The organism is Bradyrhizobium barranii subsp. barranii (assembly GCF_017565645.3).
Lineage (GTDB): Bacteria > Pseudomonadota > Alphaproteobacteria > Rhizobiales > Xanthobacteraceae > Bradyrhizobium > Bradyrhizobium barranii.
This window is the reverse complement of sequence record NZ_CP086136.1, coordinates 6,205,256-6,226,509: the sequence shown is the minus strand read 5'-3', so window position 1 is coordinate 6,226,509 and position 21,254 is coordinate 6,205,256. Positions and strand designations below refer to the sequence as shown.

Below are 21,254 nucleotides of genomic sequence, written 5' to 3'. Positions count from 1 at the left end.
CCGCGCATGCTGACCTTCAACGATAGCGAGCTCGAGGCGCTCGATTCCGGCGTCGTGCGCCTCGGCGTGTTCTTTCGGCTCGAGACCGATCCGGTCGTGCGTCTTTGGCTCGGATTCGGCGACATCGCGCCAGGCATCAACGCTTATGATGTGGATGGTGCGGTCTATCGGGGGCTCGGCGAGCTGCAGAACGTGCCGGCGATCAATCAGCTGATCAACGGCGCGGCCGAGCGCGTCGAGTTCGTGATGTCGGGCGTCAGCGGCGAAGTGCTCCAGATCTCGCAGGGCGATGACGCCGAGGCGATCCAGGGTGCACGCGCCGATGTCGGGATCGGTCTGATGGGGCAGGATTGGGGCTTGCTCGGCAGCCTGCACTGGATGGCGAGTTACGTCGCCGACATTCTCTCGGGGCAGCAACAGCCGGCGCGGCCGGGCGATCCGATCGTCCGCCTGGTTTCGCTATCGGCGGGAACGCGCTTCACGCGCCGGCGCCGGCCGAGCCTGTCTTATTTTACGGAGCAGGATCAGAAGCGGCGCTTTCCTGGCGATCGGGCCTGCGATCTCGTGACCAACTACGCGCACGGCTTCAACAAGACCTGGCCTGTGTTCTCGTGATCCGTCTTTCTGACTATCTTGCGCGGGTCTCTGACCGAGCTTTCGCCTATGGCGGGCTCGATTGCTGCACCTTCATGGCGGATTGGCTGGTCGGCCGCGGGTTCGCCGATCCGATGGCCGATCGCCGCGGCTGCTATGCCAGCCGCGGCGAGTACGAGGCCCAAATGCAGGAAGAGGGCGGCATTGTCAGATCGTGCAGCCGGCGCTTTCGCGCGATCGGCCTCGTGGGTCGTGTCAAGGATGCGCGCGCCGGCGACGTTTGCCTGGTCAGGGTGCCTGTGCTGATGGGCGATGGCGCGACCGCGCTCGGCGCGACCGGCGCGATCTGTGTTTCGGGTCTGCTCCGTGCCGTGGTCACGCCGGATGCCGGCCTGGTGCTGGCTCGGCTGCCGGTCGTTTGCGCCTGGGGTTTGCCTGATGCCTGAGACCGTTGGTCTGTTGATCCTCTCGACGATCGGCGCGACGACATCTGTGACCGGAATCGGCACGGCCGCGGTGACGCTCGAGATCGCCGGCGCGACTTTCAGCGCCGCGTCGATCGTCGGCAGCGCCGCTATCATCGGCGCGTCGATCGGTCTGCAATATGCGCTCAGCAATCCGGACGTTCCAAAGCCTGAGAACGGCGCGCAGCCGCTCAAGCAGTCCGTACCGTCGCGGCAGCGGGGATATTGGACCAACCGGCTCAGCGGCTACTATCTGCTGTTTTTGGGCGCCGGCGGCGACTCGCAGGACATGCTTGCATTTCATAGCGGTCCCATTGAGTCAGTTCTGCAGCTCTATCTGCACGATCAGCCGGTCAGTACAATCCCGGCTCTTACACATGACGCGGTTTGCGTGGTGCAGTCGGTCGGCGCCGATGCGTTTCTGAATTGCGTAACTGTGCAGGCCTTCTATGGATACGACACGCAGAACGTCAACGGGGTTATAAACGCCTCAAACACGAGCGGCGTTTGGACGTCTGATTTTGCAGGCAAGGGAATTTCCTGCCTGGCAATGTATTGCCAGAGCCAGGTTGATCCATCCGTTTTTACCAAGCGTTATCCGCAAGGGTTGCCGCTGCCGTCGGTGCTGGCGAAATGCGCGCCGATTTGGGATCCGCGCGATCCCGCGCAGTCGCGGGACAACCGGTCGACCTGGCGCGCCTCGCCAAATCCGGTTCTGCAATTGATCGATTACCTGACCGAGCCTGACGGCGGCATGGGATTCGAGATCGACGATATCCTGCCGCCGGCGACGCTCGCGCAATGGATGGATGAGGCGGATCTTTGCGACGGTCGATATTATTCGGCCGGCTTCTATCGTTTCGACAACTCGCCGGAATCAGTGATCAACAAGATCCTGGCGAGCTGCGACGGCTGGCTGTGCGAGGCCGGCGACGGCACGCTGTCATTGACGGTCGGCGTCTATCGTGAGCCGATCGATGCGCCGCTGACCGCAAAGCACATTCTCGGATGGAGCATCAACCGCGGCATCGCTTATGAGGAGCTGGTCAACCAGCTCGATGTTACCTTCACCAACCCGGCGGCAGGCTATGTCGCCGACCAGATCGATTCGGTACGCGATGAGGATCTGATCTCGCGGATCGGCGAGGTGCGGGCCAAGCCGCTCGACCTCTCCTGGGTTCAGGATGCCTGGCAGGCGAATTTGCTCGCCGAACGGGCCATGTTGCGCCTCAATGCCAGCGGCGGAACGTTCGTGACCGATCTTTACGGGCTGCGCTATCTCGGCCGGCGCTGGATCCCCGTGCGGTTTCCCGACGTCGCCGGCCTCGAGGATTGCGTCGTCGAAATCCAGGACAGGGCCAAGGTCGATCTTTTGGCCGGGCAGGTCACGTTCAATTGGAAACTGGTCGATCGGGACGCGCTGGCCGCGCTCGGCGCGGCGACACCGGCGCTGATCCGCCAGGACGGCACATTCTATCGCCGGCACGACGACTCCGTTCTCGTGCGGCAAAACTAGGGGGGATTGCATGGCGGGTCACATTTGGGACGATCCCGACAAGGCCGTCGATGGCACGGAAAAGGTTGCCGCGCAGACGGCGACGGGTGATTTCGGCATCCTGATCTCCTCGATCGCGACCTATTTCGCGGGGGCGGCAAAGACGCTGACCAATAAGACGATCGACGCTGCGAGCAACGCGATCTCGAATCTCACCACCGCAATGTTTGCGGCGAACGTGATCGACACCGATGTTGCGCTTACCGCGAACAGCGACACGCGCATCGCCACCCAGAAGGCGGTGAAAGCCTATGCCGACGCGCGGATCGCAGCGCAGGACGCGATGGTGTTCAAGGGCGTTACCGACTGTTCCGGCAACCCCAACTATCCTGCGGCCGATCGCGGCCATACCTACCGCGTGTCGGTTGCTGGAAAGATCGGCGGCGCGTCGGGCGTGGTCGTTGAGGTCGGCGACATGTTCATTTGTCTGACGGACGGCACGGCCTCGGGCAACCAGGCGACGGTTGGCGCGCAATGGAGCATCATTCAGGCCAACATCGACGGCGCGGTGACTGGGCCGGCCTCATCCACGTCCGGCAATGTCCCGAGCTTTAATGGTACGAGCGGCAAGGTCTTGCAGGACAGCGGATTGCCGATTTCCGCTCTGATAGGTGCTTGGACGTCCTACAGCCCTGCTGTTACTGCGGGCAGTGGTTCATTCACAAGCGCGAGTGCAACCGGCGTCTATAAGCAGATCGGCAAGTCCGTCTTTTTCACCGTGACCATTACGATCACGACGAACGGCAGTGCGGCTACCAACGTGACCGTTGCAAACCCCGTCAATTCGAATGGCAGCAACGCGGGCGCCTTCGGTCGAGAGGTCGGCGTAAGCGGCAAGATGCTGCAGGGCGTGATCAACACGTCGAACATGAACATTTACAACTACGACAACACATATCCGGGCGCGACCGGAGCATTCATTGTGATGTCGGGCTTCTATGCAGCTCCGTAAGCAGGGATCGTCATGACAGTTCTCAAAGCATCCGAAATCTGGCGCGACTATGAAACCGACGAAGTGCCGGCGAGCGGCCCTCATCAGCCCGCTAAGCGCGACGTCAGACAATGGGGCTCGACGCTGGAGTCAATGCTGGCGCAACTCGGTCTCGGCTTTGCGACAAAGGCCGCGCTCGACGTCAGCTTGCTCTACTCTGCCAACACCCTGGCGATGGTCTACGCCGACAGCACAGCTGCCAACAACGGCATCTATGTGAAGTCCGGCACCTCCGGCTCGGGCTCGTGGTCTCGCATCGGCGATTTGCAGATTTCCATCATTCCGCTGACCGTGACGGGCGGCACCGGAAACGCCATTGTGGCCACGGCACCGATCTCGCCGGTCAATCCTGCTCAACATCTCTATTTGCTGACGCCGACGGCGAACAATACGGCCGCAACCACGATCGCAATCAACGGCGGATCTGCCGTAGCGATCAAGAATGCGCTGAACGCTAACCTGGCGTCCGGCTCGCTGATCATGGGCAACGCCGCGCTGATGTGCTGGGTAACCGACCATTACCAGTTGCTGGTTGCCGCCGCGATCGACGGCAACGCCATCCTGGCCGATGCGCAGGCGGCGGCCGTATCCGCCGCATCGAGCGCGTCCACCGCGACTGCGGCTGCCAACGCCACCCTGAACTTTGCCACGCGAACGGCTGCGATTGCGGCGACGATCGGCGGCACGGTGACGCATATCACTACGGCGGGCTATTCGGCGATCGGTGACGGCGGCGGAAGTATCGCAACCGGCGCGATTTACAAGCGCGTCGGGAGCCTGCCGGGTCATTCCGGTTACATTCAGTCTGCGGACGGCGCCTACTGGGAATTGACCGGGCCGTGGGTCAGCGTCAAGCAATTCGGCGCTGTACCCGTCGTCTCTAACCTTGACACGGATCCGGATGCTGCTGCGGCCATCAACCTCTGCATGGCCTATTGCAATCTGAAACACAGCAACATGCTGATCCCGTCCGGCCAATGGGCGCTCGATTCAGCGATCACGTCGCCAACGTTCATCATCCGCATCGATGGCGAGCAAGGCGTCGGGCAGCCAACCATCATTTACAAGCGATACGTCGAGGCCAATGCGCACAAGGGTGTGATCTCGCTGGGAGCGTGGGGAGCCATGCTCACAAATCTGCAATTTGCAGCGAAATCAGGCGTGTCCGGAGGTGCTGCGATCTCGGCCATCCTGCCCGGCAACGCTGCCAACATTGGGGTTCTGCGTCTCGAAAATATCTATGTGTCCGGTGGCGACGGTTATAACAACGACTGGTATATCGATGGCACGGCAAACATCAATGCGGCTGGACCAAGCTATCGCAGTGTGTTCGCGAACAACTGTCACTTCTTCGGAAGTGCGGCCACTCCGGTCTATTTTGTTGGTGTTCAACATCTCTTTTTTACGAACTTCTTCGTTGCCACGACAGGCGGGACCGTCTCGTCTGGCAACGTGATGATCATCGACGGGACCACCGCCGCCTACAGCGACGACGTCCACATGCACTGCGGTTTGATTTCCGGCAGCGTCAATATCAACAATCTGCATCGTGCGACCATCATGGCACAGATCGACAACAACGTTGTCGTCGCTGCCAATTCCGACAAGGTGACATTCCTCGATGTTTGGGGGACCAAGACGCTCAGCGGTACGAATACTCGGGTACTGGTTTAACTGCTGCTCCCAAAGCAAGCGTTCGCCGCGAGCGGCCAGACTGTGCTCGACTCGCGGTCGATCAAGTGGTCGGAGTTGGCGAAGGCGTTGTCGCCAAAGCTCCGAGGCAGCGTACTGAAATCGACATGTCGAAGGTTGTAGCGATGCGCGATTTCGGCGATATAAGCATCGAACTCGGCGAAGCGGCTATCCGGCATCGTCCGCGTCATCTTCAGGTACTCCTGGGTGACAGGCGTCCGGAACAGGCAAACGGTCGCGCCTCTCGAGACGAGCCGCGATATCGCGTCCTCGAACTCGGCGGCCGCGGCGCTGCTGGCAAAATCCGGGCGGGGGTTCTGCTCAAGGGCGCGAACTTCGGTCAGGTCCGCGCGCTCTTCCGGAGTGAGCCACGTCCAGTTGAAATCCGGCTTGGCAAACATCTCGACCCATTTCTTCTCCGCGATCGCCGCTCTTGTTCGCAAGGCGGATGCTTCCTGCGCCGAGGCCGCGGAAATGATCTGGTTGGCGACATCGTACCCGGAAGCGACGAGATTGGGACGCAGCGTCTCCCAGTAATAGGCTGACGAAAGAACGCTGGGAAATCGCCGGCTGATAAGGTTCCGGGCCGTGACGAATTTCTCTCGGTTCACATGATATTGGCCAAACCATTGCGGGTCGGCCTGCAGGATGATCTTGCCGGGTTTCGTCGCGTCGTAGAAGTAGTGCACGAGCGTGTTGAGCTCTTCGGGCTGCTCGCCGGCCCAGCCGTAGAAGGAGAACCCCGGGATGCGTGAGGTGGCCATGACGTGGGAGTCGCCAAACACGGCGTTAGTGGGGTCCGCAAACGCTGCGTTCTTCAGGAAGTAGAAGGTTGTTGCCGCATATCGCGTTGAGAGGTGGCAGTAGGCCTCGATACCCAGCACGCAAGCGGGGAGTGTCAGGATCAGAACCGCAAGCCTGACCAGACTAGAACTGGAAATAAATGAAAGCATTTGGCGTGCCGGATACCATGATGACGAGCGAGAAGAACAGCAGGGTGCCGCTGAGCGCGACGAGCCAGAGCTTTGCCGCAGGGATCTGCCGCAGGTAGTCGCTCTCGCTGCCTTTCAGCAGGAAGCTGAAGCGAAACAGTTGCGCGGTGTTGGGGCAGGCGAGGATCAGCAGCCAGCAGAAACCGAGGAGGTGGATGGCTCTCGGTTCGAGGGTGCTCATCGTCCAGGGCGTGAACAGCGACTCGATCATGTTGCGTGACGTCGCAAGATCGACAGCCCTGAAGAAGATCCAGCCGAACAGGACGATGACTGTGGTTGCTGTCCATCCCACAAGAGACATGATGCGAGAGCCCGCCAGCGCGGCGGGACGGATCGAATTCCAGGCATGATTGACGATCAGGGCAACGCCGTGGAGCGCGCCCCATATGATGAAGGCGAAGCCGGCGCCATGCCACAGGCCGCCTAAAGTCATCACCAGGAAGAGGTTGACGTAAGTGCGCGATGTCCCGCCGCGATTGCCACCAAGGGGAATATACAGGTAGTCGCGCAGGAAGCGGGACAGCGTGATATGCCAGCGGCGCCAGAACTCGATGATGGACGTCGCCTTGTATGGCGAGAAGAAATTGATCGGCAGCGTTAGTCCGAGCATGCACGCAAGTCCAATCGCCATGTCGGAATAGCCGGAGAAGTCAAAGTAGATCTGCGCTGCGTAGGCGCCGATCGCCAGCGCCGCGTCCGTTCCCGACACAAGCTGTCCGCTCGCAAGGCCGAAGATGCGGTCAGCCGATGGCGCGAGCTGGTCGGCGAAAGCGACCTTCTTGAACAACCCGATCGAGAAGATGCAGAGGCCCGTGATGATCAAGTCCAGGCTCGGCCGCTTCTCGGCGCGAAACTGGGGCAGCATCTCGGTGTAGCGGATGATCGGCCCGGCGATGAGCTTGGGAAAGAAGCTGATGAAGGCGGCGTAGCGCAGGGGAGAACCGCGCTCAACGCGCCCCGCATGCACGTCGGACAGGAACGCGATCTGTTCGAAGGTGATGAAAGAGATGGCGAGGGGCAGGACGATGTTGCTCGGTGTGAATGGCAAGCCGAGAACACGATCGATGTTTCGGGCGGCGAAGTCCCAATATTTGAAATAGCCGAGCGGCGCGAGGTTGAGGGCGATGCCGGCGAGATACAGCCAGCGTCGGCGTCCTTTCTCGACGAGCGTTGCAACGATGTAGTTCACGGCCGCTGAAGCGCCCAGGAGCCCGAGATAAGCCGGGACGTGAGCCGCATAAAAATACGCGGACGCGCCAGTCAAGGTCAGCAGAAACAGCCAATAGGGCCCGAAACTCGCGAGCAGGGTGGCTGCCAGCGCTCTGGGCAAAAAGCCGAAGAGAAAGATTGTCGTCGAAAAGAGCATGCGTCCCCGTCGGGGGCAAACCTACTTGCGTGCGGCAGGCGCGACAAGCTGTGAGGTGAGTGTTCCACCTCGGTTTTTTGCCGATCGGCCGACACGGTTCCCGACGTCACTTTGAGGGCGTCAGTTCATCTCGTTTTCAATCAGGGAGACTTAAAATGGTGGATCTCTCCGCACTCCGTGCGGCGAACGCGAACCGCTTTGCGCATGCGAAGCTGACGCGGGCGCCGGAATTCAAGCCTGTTGCCGAGCGGCTGGTCGGCGCGGTGGCCAAGAGCCGCTACGAGGCTGTGGCGGCGCGCACCGGCGTGCCCTGGTACGTCATCGCGGTGATCCATCAGCGGGAGTGCTCGCAGTCCTGGCGCGGCTCGTTGGCGCAGGGCGACCCCTGGGATCGCAAGAGCGTGCACGTCCCGGCCGGCCGCGGTCCGTTTGCGTCCTGGGAAGACTGCGCCGTCGACGCCCTGGTCAACTGTGCGCCCTATGCCGCGCGGAACAAGGATTGGTCGGTCGGCGGCACGTTGACCTTGCTCGAGCAGTACAACGGCCTTGGATACGCCAGCCGCGGCCGGCCATCGCCCTATCTGTGGTCGGGCACCGATCAGTATGTGAGCGGCAAGTACGTTCGCGACGGCGTCTATGACCCCAATGCAGTCGACAAGCAGCTCGGTTGTGTCGGCCTGATCCTGGCGATGATGCAGCTCGATGCTTCGATCAAGTTCGGCGCGCCGGTCGCGAACGATAACTCTGCGTCCAAGACCGTCGCGAAGTCTGGACAGCCCGTCATCCCGCCGCATCCCGACGCGGCGCCGGCCACGCCTTCGATCACCCGTCCAGCGGCGGGCTCGATCGGTGCGTGGATCGCGCAGCTTCTCAAGGCCTTCAAGAAGGCCGCCTGATTCATCTTCCCCCTCGTCATCACCACAAGGAGACGTCGTCATGCTTTGGCTTGTCCTCATTGCGTTCATCGGTTTCATGCTGGTCTATTTCCTCATCATTCGCCCGATCCTCAAGACCCAGCCGGTGCTTGCGCCGGTGTTCAAGGCCGAGGCGACGCTGTGGCAGCAGCTGCAGGCCAAGCTCGTCGGCTTCCGAACCAAGATGATCGCTCGGCTTTTCAGCGTCGCTGCAATCCTGGTCGGTCTCTATGACCAGGTGCTGCCGTCTCTGGCCGGGCAGGATTGGACGCCTCTGACGGCAAAGCTGCCCGGCTGGGCGTTGCCGGTGCTGCTGGTGTCGGTGAACGTCATCTTCGAGTGGTTGCGCAAGATCACCGACAATCCGCCGCAGGTGATCGTGCAGAAGGACGAGCAGGGTGCGCCGATGGTGGTTGCGATCGAGCCGGCGGCGAAGGCCTGACCGATGGGCATCCTCTCCTGGATCGCCGGTCCTGGCGGGTGGATCGGCGATGCTGTCAAGACGGCTCTGACTGGCCCGCTCGTCGACGGCATCGTCAACGGCTACAAGGCCAAGCTCGCCGCCGGCAACACGTCGGAGAAGCTCGCCGCCGATCTTGCCGCGCGCGAGCTCAATGTCGAGATCCGCGAGCGCGAGCTCGCGGTCCAGCAGAACATCGCTGACGAGGGCCGGTGGTGGACTGCGGCGCCGCGCGCGATCGCGTGCTGGTCGTTTGCGATCTTCATCGCGAAATGCGTGGTCTGGGACAAGGTGCTTGGCCTCGGCACCACGGACCCACTCGCCGGCGACCTGTCGATCTGGGCCGGGTGGCTGATGGCGCTCTGGTTCGGCGGTCGGTCGGCCGAGAAGATTGCCCGCATCCTGAAGCGGTGAGGGCCATGCGCCTGCTCAACTACTACCTGGAAGGCCGCCGCTTCGAGTGGCTCATCACTATCGCCATGCTCTGGCTGGCGGTGGCGATGTTCATCGCGCCGCAGATCCTGCGGGCGTCGGCCTTCCAATGGGCCACGCTGGTGATGACGCCGTGGTTCACGGCGTCGTGCCTGTTCGCGATCGGCTGGGCGCGGCTGGTCGGACTGCTGCTCAACGGTCACCAGGTGAGGGGACGCCGAGTCGGGCCCATGATCCGCGCCGTCACGGCCGCGGCCTGCGCGGTGATGTGGGTGCAGTTCGACCTGGCGCTGATCCAGATGTCCTTCAGTCAGGGGTTCATGTCGCCCGGTGTGCCCTTCTGGTCGATGTTTGTTTTGGGCGAGCTCGACGTGGCTTACCGGGTGGTGGCGAATGGAAGAAATCGTTAAGGCGCTCCTGGTCGCGCTGGGTCCGTCTCCTTTGGCCCTCGGCATCTTCATCGGGCTTGCCGTCGCGGGCCTCGGCTTCTGGGCGATCCGCAAGGGATTGCAGGATCAGAAGCACAGCGGCGACGGCGAGAGCGCTCGCGCGGTGCGCATTGAGCACACCGACGAGGAGAAGCGCTGGCAGTGGGAGGCCTACAAGCAGCTCGGCCATCTCGAGAAAAACAGCTTCGAGATGGTGAGGCACAACGAGGACTCTGTCGAGCTGCTGCGCGAGGTCCTGAAGAGCATCAATCGGCTCGCCGACGGCCGCTGGAACAGCCGGCAATAGGGGACTCCACAAAATGCTGAAAGGACTGATGCTGCTCGCCATCGCGGCGAGCGGGCTTGCGATCGGCCGGCGTGCCGGCATCGAGACGTCGAGCTGCATCAGCGGCAAGCCGTCGACGGCGCTGGGCATGTGGTGCGCGTTCCCATTCGCTGCGGCGTTGCTGTTTCTGGTGCTCGGTTGAAGCGCCTCGCGCTGGTGGCCGCCGCCGGGGTCGCTTTGTCGGCCGCGCCGGCGCATGCCGCCGATCCCGATCCCTACGCCTGTTTCGGTGGCGCGCGTTACGTCGCCATGGGCGCGGGCTTCCGGTGCGCGGATCTGCCGATGTTCTGTGCCGCCGCACGCGCCCTGCTGGCCGAGGTCGGCGGCAACGAGGCTGCGGCCGAGAAGCTTGCGCGAAGCCGCGGCCACGGCCGACTATCGATCGCGCTGGCGCATCGTTTTTGTCGGGACAGGGGTTGAGGAGGTGTGGCGGGTCGCTCCGTGGTGCTTCGCAGCTCGGGTTCCCGCTGGTGGGTCTTCATGCTATATTGGGTCCGCGGCCGGTCGCCCGGCGCAATCTGCAGTCCGAGTTCCAGCCGGCTCACAAGGTCGGCGCGATTTTTGATTGGGCGTCGAGCTTGAGTTTTCAGGCGACGATATCAGCAGCGTGTGTGGTCCTTCTCGGATCGCTGACTTCGGCTTGTCTGAGCACTGATCAGGCCACGTCCAAGCCGGCGGCCAATTCGGCTGCCCCTTGGGCTCGCGATCTGAATGAGCCCCCACCAAGTCGGCCGGCCGCGAGGGACGCAAATCCTCGATGAGGCTAGCCCTTGCTTGCATGGTCATCGCAATCGCAGTCGGAGCGTACTTTCTGTACGACGACTACGCGAAATGTCAGCAGCAATACCATCGCGGCTGCACCTTAGAGGTCGGCAGTGGGCCGGTCTCAAAATGAGGTGTCCTAATCTGCCATCGCGGGTGTCCTAGGGTGTGTACTCATCAAGGTCGGATTACCAACGCAAAGCGGAAGTCTGCCAACTTGAGCGTGACGGCGGCTTGTGACCCGAAGCAGAAGTTCCGTGGTTCGATGAGCGCAACGCAACGTTTACCATGGGCTTGTCGGCAAACCGGAAGGATCAACTTGGGGGGTGGCGCGGATTGCAAGGATGCATAAGTGATCAGCATGAGCAAAGGCATCCCGACCGGCACAACTTATCTTGGGTTCGCCTTGCTATGGCAGGCCGTGTTCTTCGTCGCGTGGATCGCTTGTATCGTCTTCTTTGGGGCTGATTACTTCGCGACCGCAATGGTTGTGATGCTGCTCACCGCGTACGGGTTCTTCCGACATGCCAGATCGATTGGCCGTCGCGCAAAGCAGGGCATTCGGCGACCAACGCCTGAGCTTCGCCGATGGCTATCGATCACGTCAGAGAGCCGAGACGTTATCAACGGCGGTCCTCGATATTAAGCGGCCGCTTCTGGCCCATCAGCGAAGTGACGACACCTTTCATTGAGGTCCGCTTGGTGGGGTGGAGCGGACTCACTTTGCTCGCTCTGAGTTCCTCGCATCGAGAAGATCAACGCCTGTGCCAATCGGGCGCTGGAGGCTCCGGCAAGCGCTAAACCGGTAACTATCTCCTTCAGTAGGAAGGGCTTGCCAGGTCTCAGGACCATCGGGAAGCGCGTCCCTTGCGCTAGTCAGGTTTCCGGTGCAACCTGAGCGGTTCTCCAATCTTGTTAAGTGCGGGCGTGGAGGCAGAAAATGGCTGACGCTGATTCAATCTCAGACGAAGAGGCTCGTAGACTTCTTGTAGAGTTTTTACGTCAGGTAGAGAAGGTGCTCCAGGACGTGGTCGAAAACCCTCGTCCTACAATTCCGGGCCGGCACCATGAGAGTATGCGCGTCGCTTGGAACGACGTTAAGGGCAAGTTCACTGTCGCGATCGGCGCGCTGAGCCCGACCGATCCGATTGCAATAGAGACCCTAGAAGGCGAACTCAGGGACCGGGGTCTAACCGGACCACAATTGATTTTCAAACTGAACGTCTTTCGCCATGCGCGTGAAAATCTATTGGATCATGGCACCGCGAAGGATGGGCAGGAGCAGCGAAAGAAACCGCGGTGGTTTGCTCGCTTTTTTCGTTTCTTCAGCGGTACGCTGAAAGCAGCAGATGTCCTTCTTGATAGCCTTGCGGCGGTACCCGGCGTGGGCTTGGCCGTGTGGCCAATCAAGGAGTTTAAAGAGGCGATCGACTCCGGGGCCGACCTCGGTGAAGCCGGTTAACGGCTGATGCTCTTGCGCTCTCTAACGCGTGTTGAACAGCACGATATCGAGAAGCTGGAGACGATAGGGCGGAGTACCGAATGAGCCAATAGCGCCTTCGCAACTGCGTCGGCGCCAGAGCGTAAGTTGCTTCGAAGCTGCTCGATGCCGCGTCACATGGACAGCTCTCAACCGACGCGTTGAAAGCGGGGGTCGCGAGGCCCTGAACCCACCAACGATGTGGCGCTGATTATCCGCTCCACATCACTCGATCACATCGTATTCGAAGGCGACGCCCTCCGGGTCGTTCTCCTCGAACCATCGTTCCGCGGCGTTCACCGTTGCGAAAATCTTGATGTGCTCGATGTCGCCAACCTGCTTGGCCGTATTGACGTACACGAAGACGGTCATTGATCCCTCTTCAGCTTGCGCCGGCCCCAATGCGGTTCTTTTCCCTTCGGGTTAAACTCCGGGACGTGATGGCGGTTCAATGCCCGCATGACCCCGATGCGGGCAAACATCGTCGGGCCGCCACCTTCCGCCACCAGGATCAGCGCCTGTATGGCGGCTTGCCATTCCGGCGCGGCGTGCTCTTTCTTCGGTAGCACTGCGATGTAGTCGCCGGCATCGAGCAGTGTCACCAGCTTGCGGCCGTCCGGCAGCGCGATCGGTTCATCGAAACTGCGGCTCCATCCTGTTGGCCTCATCCGCGCTTGTGCCACGGCCGGCTGCGGTCGCCACCGATCGCACGCGCCTCCTTGATCTGGTCGTAGCTGAGCTGCGATTCCAAGTCCGTCCAGGCGGCCCGGAAAGCCGCCTTGGCCGCATCGAGGCTGCCGGCACGCCCGCGGTGCGTGCTCGGCTGCGGTACGTTGGGCAGGGCACAAGACCATGACCAGGCATCATTGCCGCCGACGGCCGTCGTCTTGAAGATCCGGCCGATCGAGAGGCGATCCCAGGTCACAATATAGTCGTCGGGCGCAGTTTCGCCGCCGATGACGGTCCGGCGCATGGAGAGATCGTCGGGCATGGGTCTTCATGTGGGGTGCTGTCCTAATTAGGACACCGGCACTGTCGGATTAGGACACTTGATTTTTTGTGGTTTGGGATTTTAATTTTGGGCTTGCCGGGGCTGGCATTTCATCCCGAACGAAATTGCAACCGGCAGGGGCCGCCGTTGTGCGGCCCCTATCTATTTGCGTGTAATGAGCAGAGTATGGGTTGCCAGCCGAATGCGCCGCTCACTGTGTGCTCAGGCTTTCAGAGGCTCCAGTCCCGCCAGCCCCGGACTGGGGCCTTTCGTTTGACACCCGCAGAGGGGAATTAGGACACTAATCAAGCCGCTACCGCGTGAATCTTCATGGCACGGGAACGTGCCGTGAACAAACGGTTTACAGTTGGAACCAAAAAGCTTGTCTGGTCAGTGGGGGTAGAATCGGACGGTTTCCAAATTAGTGGTGATAAATCAATGGCCTGCCTGCGCCTGGGAGACTAGGGGTCGGAGGTTCAAATCCTCTCGCTCCGACCAATATTTAGCCGAAACCGTAAGCAATAGTGGGGCTGGAGCTGCGGGTTTCAGCCCGGTTGCGACCCCGGGCAGGCCAGCAGCGGCACCGCCGAAACGCTCAACGAGGCGAGGGCCGACTTCGAGGCGGCCGGGAACAAGCTGCTCCCCACGCGCTCGGAGGCGCACTTCGAGATTTGGCGCCAGTCGCGGGACTTCCACGCTTGGAAGGACCGGATGCTCCCCGAGCGGCTGCCGTTGCCGACGCAGCGCTCCAGCGGTCAGTCGCACTGCTTCTGCGGCGAGGTCATCACCAACGCCGGCATCGAGCGGCATATCTGGGCGACGCACCGAGGTATCGGTGATCCGACACAGGCAAGATGACGAGATGCCTTGGTCCCGCGAGTTCGAGCAGCCCATTTCTCTGCCCGGCCGGAAGCCCATCACGACCTTCGAAGAGGCCGCAACGTTCATCCAGCGTCTTCCCAAGGCCGAACAGTCCAAGCCTCACTGGCAGGCCGCCGTTGAGGCCCTGATCATGGCCGCGGAGAGCAAGGAAGGCCCAACAATGCTGGCGCGCATCGGCGTCATGCGCGCCTTGAACCAAGGCGTCGATCCGCTCGCAAGGGTGAGGCTGGCGAAAGCCTACCGCCTGATTCGCTGGCGAAGGTTGGAGGGCCTAACCTACATCTGCCAGACGGTCGCCTCCTCGTGAGTCCACGCGGCGTACAGCGCTCGGATCGCCTTCAGGCGGCTGTGGTAGCCGGGCGGTTGACCGGCCTTGACGTAGCGGGCCTGAATTCGGAGAGGCCAGCCGGCGATGAAGGCGTCCAGCCGCTGCGCCACCACCCACGCGACCCCGGCGACGACAATAATGACGATGGCGTAGACGATTATCCCATGCAGCATTCCAAACTCTTCAATCAAAAGAATGCAACTAATGAGAGTAGGGCGGCGCTGTCTGTCGGTATTTGTACGGACCACATTCAGCCGCGTGGCTGATCAGATGTGATTCAGAACGTCGGCTCTCGGTTCTTCAGGTCGCGGTACGCTTTGCGGGCCGCCTCCTGCACCTCCCGCATTTGCTTGCGCAGGTCAGCGATGATCTCGGACCGGCTCTTGGCGTCCTGGGTCTTATCTTGACGGGCGGCCTGTTCGAGCGCGAAGCCCCTTGATCTGCTTGTCGGCGTTCCGGAAGATGGTCTCGGCGTCAGAGCCGACTGTGCCCTTTCGCTTGCCCTGATGGACGCCGTAGCGGTTGACGCCATCCTCGATGGTCGCAGCTGCATCGTCGCTGGCGGCCGGGGCCTTCATCGCCTTGCGAACTTGTCCCATGCCGACCGCGCGGCATTCGCGTGGCTTCACGTGCGGTTGGCGCCATCGCTGACCTATCCTGCCCATCGGGTCATCGCAAATACCCCACCACCATCCGTGTCGTCTCATCCACCAGCGTCCTCGCCATCTTCTCCGAGAGCATCTCGGCCTGGTTCAGCACCGTGTTGTGCGCGACCGCCTCGATCGCACTGACGCAGATGAAGGTCGCCAGTCCCGGGTCGATCTTGCGCATCTCGTTGCGGCGGCTTTCGAGATAGGCGCGCACCAGGGTGTGGACCTCGCGGTTGAAGGCTTCGACGTCTTTGAGCTGGTCGGGGCCGCTCCACCAGCTCGGCGGCGAGCCAGCGAGAGTAGAGCTGGCCCCGCAAATTCGGACAGTAGCTTGAGTGGATTTTCTGCCTGACAGCGGCGAGGATTCTTGCTGCGAATCAGGAGCGAAGATGACGAAGAAGAGCCGCCGGACGCATTCTCCGGCATTCAAGGCGAAGGTTGCTTTGGCTGCGGTCAAAGGCGACAAGACACTGGCGGAGCTGGCGCAACTGTTTGATGTTCATCCGAACCAGATCACGATCTGGAAAAACCAGCTCCTGGAAGGCGCCGCCGGCGTGTTTGGGCATGACAAGACATCGGCCGAGACGCCGGTCGATTTGAAGGCGTTACATGCCAAGATCGGCGAGCTGGCGTTGGAAAACGATTTTTTGTCCGGCGCGCTCACCAAGGCGGGCCTGCTGAGCGCAAAGCGATGATCGACCGCGATCATGATCTTTCTATCGTGCGCCAGGCGAAGGTCCTGAAGCTGGCTCGCAGCACGGTCTACTATGAACCTCGGCCAGTTTCGGCCGAGGACCTTGCCTTGATGCGTCGGCTCGATGAGCTGCATCTCGATTATCCCTTCGCGGGAGCGCGTATGCTGCGATCGTTGCTGCGGCGGGAGGGCGTATACGCCGGTCGCCGCCACATCGCGACGCTGATGAAGCGCATGGGGATCGAGGCGGTCTATCGTCGCCCGAACACGAGCAAGCCGGCTCCGGGTCACAAGATCTACCCGTACCTGTTGCGCGGATTGAAGATCGAGCGGCCCGACCATGCGTGGGCAATGGACATCACCTACATTCCGATGCGGCGTGGCTTCGTCTATCTCGCGGCGGTCGTCGATGTGTTCAGCCGACGGGTCCTGGCCCATCGCGTCTCGATCACAATGGAGGCGGCCTTCTGCGTCGAAGCGGTCCAGGAGGCGTTGGCGAAGCACGGCAGGCCCGAGATTTTCAACACGGATCAGGGCAGCCAGTTCACCAGCCTCGAGTTCACCGATGTGCTGCTGGACGCGAAGATCGCCATCAGCATGGACGGCAAGGGCGCCTGGCGCGACAACGTGTTTGTCGAGCGGCTCTGGCGCACGGTCAAATACGAAGAAGTATATCTCCGCGCCTACGACAGCGTGTCCGAGGCGCGAGCGTCAATTGCCAAGTATCTGGCCTTCTACAATCAGGGACGCCCTCACTCGAGCCTTGACGGGCGCACGCCCGACGAGGCTTACTTCGGCACGCAAGCTATGGTGATGGCCGCATGACCGTCGCCGACGGTTTTGTCGTCGCTCTGGTCGGGCTACGCCCTCCCGACGCAACGACAAAACCGTAAAGCCCCGCGTTCAGCATAACCCGGCAGGAATCCACTTAAATCCAGCGGGGCGCTGTCCAAACAACCGGGGCCAGCTCTCTACGAAGAATCGATGATTTGCGAAACACTCGAGTTGGATCGCGGCTTCAGCACGTTGGTTTCGCCCGCGTCTAGTTCAACTTCGGACACACTCTAGCCCCGATTTGGCTGCTGGAATGCTGGCTCTCGCGACTCATCTGGAGTTGCAGCCAACTTGGGTCGAGATTGGTTCCGCAGGAGGAACGAGCGCTCCTGCAGCTATCCAGCGATCGGTCTTGCGTGTGATCCATCGCAAGGCCTGTGAAGGCCCCAGTCTTCCCCATTGGCTGGGGCCTTCCTTTTGCGCCAGATCACAAAAATATTGGCATCGCGGCGTCTGAGGAACGACTCTCCAAGGGAGAGATTGAAAAATCGGTCTGTGGCGAATCTGGACCTCCTCAAGGTCTCGCCATCCACCCGGAACGGCCCCACCGTCCGACGCGCGTTTGGCGATGGGCCGGTTTTCGTAGGTATTCACTCAACTCCCGCCGGCTCACAAAGTCGGCGGGGTTTTTGAGCTAGCCGTCTTGGCATCGGACTCCGAAGTTGTCGCAGGTGCGAGCGAAGGCATCTGTAGCATTTGCGTCTTCAAAGCAAAAAAGTGTGCCGACGTCGGCACGATCGATCCACCAGTCGACCTTGTTCGCCTTCGCAATGCGGGAAGCCTCTCCGCGCAGTAGGTCGAGCTGTCTTCCGGCGGCATGGACTATCAGGCAATTTTTCTTGGGCATATGTTTTGTCCTCAATAGGAAAGCTGAATTGATCGCCATCAAAAATGGAAAACTCATGGCCATGGGCTCGGCTCAATGCAGCCCGCAGATAAATCAACTGCTTAGCAGGATGCCCGCTCTCCCGCGTAGAGCGGGCATGAGGCGACGTTTTCGCAAACTACCTCAAATACCCCACCACCATCCGTGTCGTCTCATCCACCAGCGTCCTCACCATCTTCTCCGAGAGCATCTCGGCCTGGTTCAGCACCGTGTTGTGCGCGACCGCCTCGATCGCACTGACGCAGATGAAGGTCGCCAGTCCCGGGTCGATCTTGCGCATCTCGTTGCGGCGGCTTTCGAGATAGGCGCGCACCAGGGTGTGGACCTCGCGGTCGAAGGCTTCGACGTCCTTGAGCTGGCCGGTGCGCGGGATCTGCTCGGCAAGCACCCGATGTAGTTTGGGATCGATGCGGTGGGCTTCGATCGCGACGGTGACGAGGCGGCGCACGGCTTTGTCGATCGGCAGGTCGGCGACCTCGGTGAGGGCGGCACGGACGATGCCCATGATCTCCTCGTTGTGACGGTCGATCACGGCGGCGACGAGCGCCTCCTTGCTGGGAAAATACTGATAGAGCGAGCCGACGCTGACGCCGGCGATTTCGGCGATCCGGTTGGTGCTGGCTTTCTCAAAGCCTTCGCGGACCAGAATGCGAGCGGTTGCCTCGACCAGCGCGTCGACGGTGGCGCGCGATCGCGCTTGCAAGGCATTTTTCCGGGGTTTTGTCGGCGGTTTGCGCGCCATGGGCCTGCGATCCGAATGCGAGTATGAAAAGCGAGCGAATGCTCGCATTATATCCGCATGTGGCGGCGGTCGACACAAGCCTTTTCGTCGCCCATACAGAGAGCCCGGTCTGGAGGAGACCTGACATGAGCGTTGCAAAGATCGCATCGGCCTTCCAGTTCTGTCCGGGCGGCCGGCTGTTGGGGATGCGGCCATCCGGCGATCCCGCGCCGAGCCTGCAGAGTCGTTGCTTCAACGCGCTGTTGCGGCAGCTTCCGTTCAAGAAGCACCTTGCCTCGGCCGAGGCCGTGCAGGCGCATGTGCAGAAACTCGCATTGCAGCCGGCCTCCTACGAGCCGACGGGTTTGGGCCGCGGCGTCGAGGTGACGTTGACCAAGATGGGCGGATGGCCGGTCTATTACACGGCGCCATCATCGGGCCATGAGGGCTGCAACCACGTCATGTTCTTGCACGGCGGTGGCTTCATCAACGAGATCGTGCCGGCGCATTGGCGCTTCGTCGGCCAGATGACGCGCAAGGCGCGCGTCGTCTGCGTCGTGCCGATCTATCCGCTTGCGCCGCATGCCACCGCCAAGGATCTCGTGCCGGCGACGGCCGAACTGTTGCGGATGCTGCTGGAGGATGTCGGGCCCGCAAAGGTCACGGTGGTCGGCAATTCCGCCGGCGCGGGACTGGCGCTCGCTGCCTGCCAGTGGCTGCGCGACTGCGGGCATCGGCAGCCGGGCCGGCTGATGCTGATCTCGCCCGCGGCCGATGCATCGGTCAGCCGTCCGGAGCAGGTCGAGATCGCAGGCCGCGATCCGATCCAGGACATTCCGGGGATCATTGAGGCGGGGCGGCTCTATGCCGGCGAGCTCGATGTCGGCCATCCCTTCGTCAGCCCGCTCAACGGCGCCTTCCGTTCGCTCGCGCCGATGACAATCTTTTCGGGCACGCGCGATCTGCTCTATCCCGATAGCGTCGATCTCGCGGAGCGCGCGAGGGCGGCGGGCGTGCCGGTCGAGCTGCATCTGCTCCGTGACCAGCCGCACAATTTCGCGCTGATGCCGACGCCGGAAGGGCGACAGGCGCGTGCGATCATTCTGCGTGCAGTGGCTTAAAGGGAAGGCGTGATCGTCGTCACAGGGGCGCGCCGCCGCATTAGGGTCTAGCGCTAGCGGTGCCCGCGCGGAGAGACCACGCGGCCTCCGGGGCGTTTCCTCATCCGTAGTCTTGCGGGGCCTTAGGCGTGGCCCTTGATCTCGTAGTGACCCGGCACGCATTTGTAGCGCTCGAGGCGCCAATTGGCGTGATAGATCGGATGCTCGCCCATCCATTTGGCAAGCGGGGCCTGTGCGCCGATCGCGCACTGCATCATCGACATCTCGGGCGTCATGTTGCTGTCGGTCACGATTTCCTCGATGCAACTGCCTGAGCTGGCTGCGCTCAGCCGGCAGAGCACGGCAACCACGGTCACGAACATTCCTGTCACCTCATCGGTAGTTTCAGACCACGAAGAGGATGCAAGCGGAGTGCCAGAGCCTGTGACACAAACAACACGCTGATCTGGCCGACTCGACCCAGCGTCCAACCTCATTTGATGATTCGGATTGTAAAAAAATTGCCCCTAAACCGAAGCCGGGCAAATACGGGGAATCCCCAAGGAAAAGGGCGAGGAAGGACGCAGGAATGAGCGATTGTGGGGGCAGCGCCGCGCGAACCGCCCCTTCACAAGGCCCGCGCAGCCGATAGGCTCGGAAGCGGGCGGATACTCGTCAAAAGAGCGGGGCCGCCACAGGACCAAAGGAAACGCGAGGGCAGACCATGAAGGCACGACCGACCGGCGTGATCCCGCCGATGACGACGCCGTTCCGGAAGGACGGCGAGATCGACCTTGGGCTCGTGGCGGCCCAGGTCGACTGGATGATCGGCGCCGGCGCGCATGGCGTCGCGGCCGGCGGCTCGACCGGCGAGGGCCACACGCTCGATCACGAGGAATATCGCGACCTGATGGCCGCGACGGTCGAGGCGGTGAAGGGACGCATTCCCGTGATCGCCGGCATCATCGTGGACTCCACGCGCGATGCGATCCGTCGCGGCAAGCTCGTGCGCGACATGAATGTCGCAGCGCTCCAGGTCACGCCGGTGCATTATCTGTTCAAGCCCGACGACGAGGCGATGGTCGCGCACTTCCGCGCCATGGCTGATGAGACCGGCATGCCCATCATCATCTACAACGTGGTGCCGTGGTCCTATCTGTCGCCCGCGCTGCTGGTGCGGATCATGACCGAGGTGCCGCTGGTGGTCGGCGTCAAGCAGAGCGCGGGCGATCTCAAGCTGTTCGCGGATCTCATGATGATGGCGCCGGACAAGCTGATCTACAGCGCGGTCGATGCCCTCATGTATCCGTCCTACACGCTCGGCGCCCATGGCTCGATCGCCGCGATCCTGACCGCGGCGCCGCATGCCTCCGTCGCGCTGTGGGATGCGGTGAAGGCGGGCGACCATCCGCGCGCGCTCGACCTGCACAAGAAGCTGTTGACGCTGTGGAACGCCGTTATCGCCGACAATCTGCCGGCCTGCACGCGTTACGCCCAGACGCTCCAGGGCTTGCCCAGGACCTATCCGCGCGCACCGATGCCGGAGGCCTCGCCGGCGCAGCAGGCCGCCACCCGCAAGGCGCTGGAGGCACTCGGCGCGTTGAACGGGGTGCGTGTCGAAGCGGCCGAATAGTCCGCGGGCCGAAATAACTGATGTGAAGATGGCAGCGCCGATCCGCTTTTACCTGCGGA

30 protein-coding genes are annotated in these 21,254 nt (G+C 61.9%); 19 read left to right on the top strand and 11 right to left on the bottom strand.

What is annotated here, in order from left to right; translation table 11 throughout:
- Positions 1 to 6 precede the first annotated feature (6 nt).
- Genes J4G43_RS30115 through J4G43_RS30095 form a run of 5 tightly spaced genes read left to right on the top strand, consistent with a single transcriptional unit; the run spans position 7 to position 5,278 of the window.
- Positions 7 to 615, top strand: coding sequence for a hypothetical protein (locus tag J4G43_RS30115; protein WP_225005209.1), 609 nt, complete (start codon positions 7 to 9; stop codon positions 613 to 615).
- Complete coding sequence (locus J4G43_RS30110; protein WP_208087192.1) at positions 612 to 1,040, top strand: DUF6950 family protein; 429 nt, start codon at positions 612 to 614, stop codon at positions 1,038 to 1,040. The genes J4G43_RS30115 and J4G43_RS30110 overlap by 4 nt, the downstream gene beginning before the upstream one ends.
- Entirely contained in the window at positions 1,033 to 2,574 is a 1,542-nt protein-coding gene (locus J4G43_RS30105; RefSeq protein WP_208087191.1) for a phage tail protein, read from the top strand. Before J4G43_RS30110 ends, J4G43_RS30105 begins: the two co-directional genes overlap by 8 nt.
- 10 nt (positions 2,575 to 2,584) lie before the next feature.
- Complete coding sequence (locus J4G43_RS30100; protein ID WP_208087190.1) at positions 2,585 to 3,565, top strand: hypothetical protein; 981 nt, start codon at positions 2,585 to 2,587, stop codon at positions 3,563 to 3,565.
- 12 nt (positions 3,566 to 3,577) lie between these two features.
- The gene (locus J4G43_RS30095) at positions 3,578 to 5,278 is read left to right on the top strand and encodes a hypothetical protein (protein WP_208087189.1); all 1,701 of its coding nucleotides are present in this window, start codon (positions 3,578 to 3,580) and stop codon (positions 5,276 to 5,278) included.
- Here J4G43_RS30095 and J4G43_RS30090 read toward each other — a convergent pair.
- Both J4G43_RS30090 and J4G43_RS30085 read right to left on the bottom strand, forming a co-directional pair.
- A complete protein-coding gene (locus tag J4G43_RS30090) occupies positions 5,275 to 6,060 on the bottom strand; it encodes an SGNH/GDSL hydrolase family protein (RefSeq protein WP_228411333.1) in 786 nt (261 codons plus the stop codon). The two genes, J4G43_RS30095 and J4G43_RS30090, sit on opposite strands and share 4 nt — an antisense overlap.
- Positions 6,061 to 6,223: 163 nt before the next feature.
- Positions 6,224 to 7,654 (bottom strand): MBOAT family O-acyltransferase, encoded by a 1,431-nt coding sequence (locus J4G43_RS30085; protein WP_208087187.1) that lies wholly within the window; start codon positions 7,652 to 7,654, stop codon positions 6,224 to 6,226.
- Positions 7,655 to 7,809: 155 nt separating this feature from the next.
- On the opposite strand from J4G43_RS30085, the gene J4G43_RS30080 reads away from it, so the two are divergent.
- The 9 genes from J4G43_RS30080 (at position 7,810) to J4G43_RS30040 (ending at position 12,458) form a co-directional block, all read left to right on the top strand.
- Complete coding sequence (locus tag J4G43_RS30080) at positions 7,810 to 8,550, top strand: hypothetical protein (RefSeq protein ID WP_208087186.1); 741 nt, start codon at positions 7,810 to 7,812, stop codon at positions 8,548 to 8,550.
- A 40-nt stretch (positions 8,551 to 8,590) separates the two neighbouring features.
- The gene (locus J4G43_RS30075; protein WP_208087185.1) at positions 8,591 to 9,010 is read left to right on the top strand and encodes a hypothetical protein; all 420 of its coding nucleotides are present in this window, start codon (positions 8,591 to 8,593) and stop codon (positions 9,008 to 9,010) included.
- Between the two features lie 3 nt (positions 9,011 to 9,013).
- Positions 9,014 to 9,442: a hypothetical protein gene (locus J4G43_RS30070; RefSeq protein ID WP_208087184.1), complete on the top strand. Its 429-nt coding sequence runs from the start codon at positions 9,014 to 9,016 to the stop codon at positions 9,440 to 9,442.
- A gap of 5 nt (positions 9,443 to 9,447) precedes the next feature.
- The gene (locus tag J4G43_RS30065) at positions 9,448 to 9,870 is read left to right on the top strand and encodes a hypothetical protein (RefSeq protein WP_208087183.1); all 423 of its coding nucleotides are present in this window, start codon (positions 9,448 to 9,450) and stop codon (positions 9,868 to 9,870) included.
- Positions 9,854 to 10,195 carry a hypothetical protein gene (locus J4G43_RS30060; protein ID WP_208087182.1) on the top strand — a complete coding sequence of 114 codons (342 nt, stop codon included), beginning with the start codon at positions 9,854 to 9,856 and terminating at the stop codon, positions 10,193 to 10,195. Before J4G43_RS30065 ends, J4G43_RS30060 begins: the two co-directional genes overlap by 17 nt.
- Positions 10,196 to 10,208: 13 nt before the next feature.
- Positions 10,209 to 10,376: a hypothetical protein gene (locus tag J4G43_RS30055; RefSeq protein WP_208087181.1), complete on the top strand. Its 168-nt coding sequence runs from the start codon at positions 10,209 to 10,211 to the stop codon at positions 10,374 to 10,376.
- Complete coding sequence (locus J4G43_RS30050) at positions 10,373 to 10,654, top strand: hypothetical protein (RefSeq protein WP_208087180.1); 282 nt, start codon at positions 10,373 to 10,375, stop codon at positions 10,652 to 10,654. The genes J4G43_RS30055 and J4G43_RS30050 overlap by 4 nt, the downstream gene beginning before the upstream one ends.
- A 694-nt stretch (positions 10,655 to 11,348) precedes the next feature.
- Positions 11,349 to 11,642, top strand: coding sequence for a hypothetical protein (locus J4G43_RS30045; protein ID WP_208087179.1), 294 nt, complete (start codon positions 11,349 to 11,351; stop codon positions 11,640 to 11,642).
- Positions 11,643 to 11,936: 294 nt separating this feature from the next.
- Entirely contained in the window at positions 11,937 to 12,458 is a 522-nt protein-coding gene (locus tag J4G43_RS30040; protein ID WP_208087178.1) for a hypothetical protein, read from the top strand.
- A 243-nt stretch (positions 12,459 to 12,701) separates the two neighbouring features.
- On the opposite strand, the gene J4G43_RS30035 is transcribed toward J4G43_RS30040, so the two are convergent.
- The 3 genes from J4G43_RS30035 to J4G43_RS30025 are packed head-to-tail and all read right to left on the bottom strand — an operon-like array spanning position 12,702 to position 13,467.
- Complete coding sequence (locus tag J4G43_RS30035) at positions 12,702 to 12,848, bottom strand: hypothetical protein (protein WP_208087177.1); 147 nt, start codon at positions 12,846 to 12,848, stop codon at positions 12,702 to 12,704.
- Positions 12,845 to 13,144, bottom strand: a complete 300-nt coding sequence (locus J4G43_RS30030) for a hypothetical protein (RefSeq protein ID WP_208089451.1) — start codon at positions 13,142 to 13,144, stop codon at positions 12,845 to 12,847. The genes J4G43_RS30035 and J4G43_RS30030 overlap by 4 nt, the downstream gene beginning before the upstream one ends.
- On the bottom strand, positions 13,141 to 13,467 hold the full coding sequence (locus tag J4G43_RS30025; protein WP_208087176.1) for a hypothetical protein: 327 nt from the start codon (positions 13,465 to 13,467) through the stop codon (positions 13,141 to 13,143). Before J4G43_RS30025 ends, J4G43_RS30030 begins: the two co-directional genes overlap by 4 nt.
- Positions 13,468 to 14,178: 711 nt before the next feature.
- Between J4G43_RS30025 and J4G43_RS30020 the strand changes: the two genes are divergently transcribed.
- The gene (locus J4G43_RS30020) at positions 14,179 to 14,325 is read left to right on the top strand and encodes a hypothetical protein (RefSeq protein ID WP_208087175.1); all 147 of its coding nucleotides are present in this window, start codon (positions 14,179 to 14,181) and stop codon (positions 14,323 to 14,325) included.
- 4 nt (positions 14,326 to 14,329) lie between these two features.
- Positions 14,330 to 14,656 (top strand): hypothetical protein, encoded by a 327-nt coding sequence (locus tag J4G43_RS30015; protein ID WP_208087174.1) that lies wholly within the window; start codon positions 14,330 to 14,332, stop codon positions 14,654 to 14,656.
- On the opposite strand, the gene J4G43_RS30010 is transcribed toward J4G43_RS30015, so the two are convergent.
- The 3 genes from J4G43_RS30010 to J4G43_RS55150 all read right to left on the bottom strand — a co-directional run bounded on the left by J4G43_RS30010 (position 14,626) and on the right by J4G43_RS55150 (position 15,541).
- A complete protein-coding gene (locus J4G43_RS30010; protein ID WP_208087173.1) occupies positions 14,626 to 14,850 on the bottom strand; it encodes a hypothetical protein in 225 nt (74 codons plus the stop codon). The genes J4G43_RS30015 and J4G43_RS30010 overlap by 31 nt on opposite strands.
- Before the next feature lie 225 nt (positions 14,851 to 15,075).
- Positions 15,076 to 15,276 carry a hypothetical protein gene (locus J4G43_RS30005; RefSeq protein ID WP_208087172.1) on the bottom strand — a complete coding sequence of 67 codons (201 nt, stop codon included), beginning with the start codon at positions 15,274 to 15,276 and terminating at the stop codon, positions 15,076 to 15,078.
- Between the two features lie 70 nt (positions 15,277 to 15,346).
- Positions 15,347 to 15,541, bottom strand: coding sequence for a hypothetical protein (locus J4G43_RS55150; protein ID WP_249814658.1), 195 nt, complete (start codon positions 15,539 to 15,541; stop codon positions 15,347 to 15,349).
- A 175-nt stretch (positions 15,542 to 15,716) separates the two neighbouring features.
- Here J4G43_RS55150 and J4G43_RS29995 point away from each other — a divergent pair.
- A protein-coding gene (locus J4G43_RS29995; RefSeq protein WP_129557670.1) for an IS3-like element ISRj2 family transposase occupies positions 15,717 to 16,846 on the top strand; the annotation gives its coding sequence in 2 pieces (ribosomal slippage) (positions 15,717 to 15,969 and positions 15,969 to 16,846; 1,131 coding nt in all).
- 643 nt (positions 16,847 to 17,489) lie between these two features.
- Here J4G43_RS29995 and J4G43_RS29990 read toward each other — a convergent pair.
- Positions 17,490 to 17,765, bottom strand: a complete 276-nt coding sequence (locus J4G43_RS29990; protein WP_223154006.1) for a hypothetical protein — start codon at positions 17,763 to 17,765, stop codon at positions 17,490 to 17,492.
- 94 nt (positions 17,766 to 17,859) lie between these two features.
- The gene (locus tag J4G43_RS29985) at positions 17,860 to 18,444 is read right to left on the bottom strand and encodes a TetR/AcrR family transcriptional regulator (protein WP_225005199.1); all 585 of its coding nucleotides are present in this window, start codon (positions 18,442 to 18,444) and stop codon (positions 17,860 to 17,862) included.
- Positions 18,445 to 18,608: 164 nt separating this feature from the next.
- Between J4G43_RS29985 and J4G43_RS29980 the strand changes: the two genes are divergently transcribed.
- The gene (locus J4G43_RS29980; RefSeq protein ID WP_208087170.1) at positions 18,609 to 19,583 is read left to right on the top strand and encodes an alpha/beta fold hydrolase; all 975 of its coding nucleotides are present in this window, start codon (positions 18,609 to 18,611) and stop codon (positions 19,581 to 19,583) included.
- 122 nt (positions 19,584 to 19,705) lie between these two features.
- Here J4G43_RS29980 and J4G43_RS29975 read toward each other — a convergent pair whose 3' ends face one another.
- The gene (locus J4G43_RS29975; RefSeq protein ID WP_028152628.1) at positions 19,706 to 19,945 is read right to left on the bottom strand and encodes a hypothetical protein; all 240 of its coding nucleotides are present in this window, start codon (positions 19,943 to 19,945) and stop codon (positions 19,706 to 19,708) included.
- Between the two features lie 341 nt (positions 19,946 to 20,286).
- Here J4G43_RS29975 and J4G43_RS29970 point away from each other — a divergent pair, with 341 nt between their 5' ends.
- Complete coding sequence (locus tag J4G43_RS29970) at positions 20,287 to 21,195, top strand: dihydrodipicolinate synthase family protein (protein WP_208070759.1); 909 nt, start codon at positions 20,287 to 20,289, stop codon at positions 21,193 to 21,195.
- Positions 21,196 to 21,254: the final 59 nt, after the last annotated feature.

Coding starts and splice junctions, on each gene's coding strand:
- J4G43_RS30115 (WP_225005209.1), top strand. CDS start 7: ATGCTGACCTTCAACGATAGCGAGCTCGAGGCGCTCGATTCCGGCGTC.
- J4G43_RS30105 (WP_208087191.1), top strand. CDS start 1,033: ATGCCTGAGACCGTTGGTCTGTTGATCCTCTCGACGATCGGCGCGACG.
- J4G43_RS30100 (WP_208087190.1), top strand. CDS start 2,585: ATGGCGGGTCACATTTGGGACGATCCCGACAAGGCCGTCGATGGCACG.
- J4G43_RS30095 (WP_208087189.1), top strand. CDS start 3,578: ATGACAGTTCTCAAAGCATCCGAAATCTGGCGCGACTATGAAACCGAC.
- J4G43_RS30090 (WP_228411333.1), bottom strand. CDS start 6,060: ATGGCCACCTCACGCATCCCGGGGTTCTCCTTCTACGGCTGGGCCGGC.
- J4G43_RS30085 (WP_208087187.1), bottom strand. CDS start 7,654: ATGCTCTTTTCGACGACAATCTTTCTCTTCGGCTTTTTGCCCAGAGCG.
- J4G43_RS30080 (WP_208087186.1), top strand. CDS start 7,810: ATGGTGGATCTCTCCGCACTCCGTGCGGCGAACGCGAACCGCTTTGCG.
- J4G43_RS30075 (WP_208087185.1), top strand. CDS start 8,591: ATGCTTTGGCTTGTCCTCATTGCGTTCATCGGTTTCATGCTGGTCTAT.
- J4G43_RS30070 (WP_208087184.1), top strand. CDS start 9,014: ATGGGCATCCTCTCCTGGATCGCCGGTCCTGGCGGGTGGATCGGCGAT.
- J4G43_RS30065 (WP_208087183.1), top strand. CDS start 9,448: ATGCGCCTGCTCAACTACTACCTGGAAGGCCGCCGCTTCGAGTGGCTC.
- J4G43_RS30060 (WP_208087182.1), top strand. CDS start 9,854: ATGGAAGAAATCGTTAAGGCGCTCCTGGTCGCGCTGGGTCCGTCTCCT.
- J4G43_RS30055 (WP_208087181.1), top strand. CDS start 10,209: ATGCTGAAAGGACTGATGCTGCTCGCCATCGCGGCGAGCGGGCTTGCG.
- J4G43_RS30040 (WP_208087178.1), top strand. CDS start 11,937: ATGGCTGACGCTGATTCAATCTCAGACGAAGAGGCTCGTAGACTTCTT.
- J4G43_RS30035 (WP_208087177.1), bottom strand. CDS start 12,848: ATGACCGTCTTCGTGTACGTCAATACGGCCAAGCAGGTTGGCGACATC.
- J4G43_RS30030 (WP_208089451.1), bottom strand. CDS start 13,144: ATGAGGCCAACAGGATGGAGCCGCAGTTTCGATGAACCGATCGCGCTG.
- J4G43_RS30025 (WP_208087176.1), bottom strand. CDS start 13,467: ATGCCCGACGATCTCTCCATGCGCCGGACCGTCATCGGCGGCGAAACT.
- J4G43_RS30020 (WP_208087175.1), top strand. CDS start 14,179: ATGCTCCCCGAGCGGCTGCCGTTGCCGACGCAGCGCTCCAGCGGTCAG.
- J4G43_RS30015 (WP_208087174.1), top strand. CDS start 14,330: ATGCCTTGGTCCCGCGAGTTCGAGCAGCCCATTTCTCTGCCCGGCCGG.
- J4G43_RS30010 (WP_208087173.1), bottom strand. CDS start 14,850: ATGCTGCATGGGATAATCGTCTACGCCATCGTCATTATTGTCGTCGCC.
- J4G43_RS30005 (WP_208087172.1), bottom strand. CDS start 15,276: ATGGGACAAGTTCGCAAGGCGATGAAGGCCCCGGCCGCCAGCGACGAT.
- J4G43_RS29990 (WP_223154006.1), bottom strand. CDS start 17,765: ATGGCCATGAGTTTTCCATTTTTGATGGCGATCAATTCAGCTTTCCTA.
- J4G43_RS29980 (WP_208087170.1), top strand. CDS start 18,609: ATGAGCGTTGCAAAGATCGCATCGGCCTTCCAGTTCTGTCCGGGCGGC.
- J4G43_RS29975 (WP_028152628.1), bottom strand. CDS start 19,945: ATGTTCGTGACCGTGGTTGCCGTGCTCTGCCGGCTGAGCGCAGCCAGC.
- J4G43_RS29970 (WP_208070759.1), top strand. CDS start 20,287: ATGAAGGCACGACCGACCGGCGTGATCCCGCCGATGACGACGCCGTTC.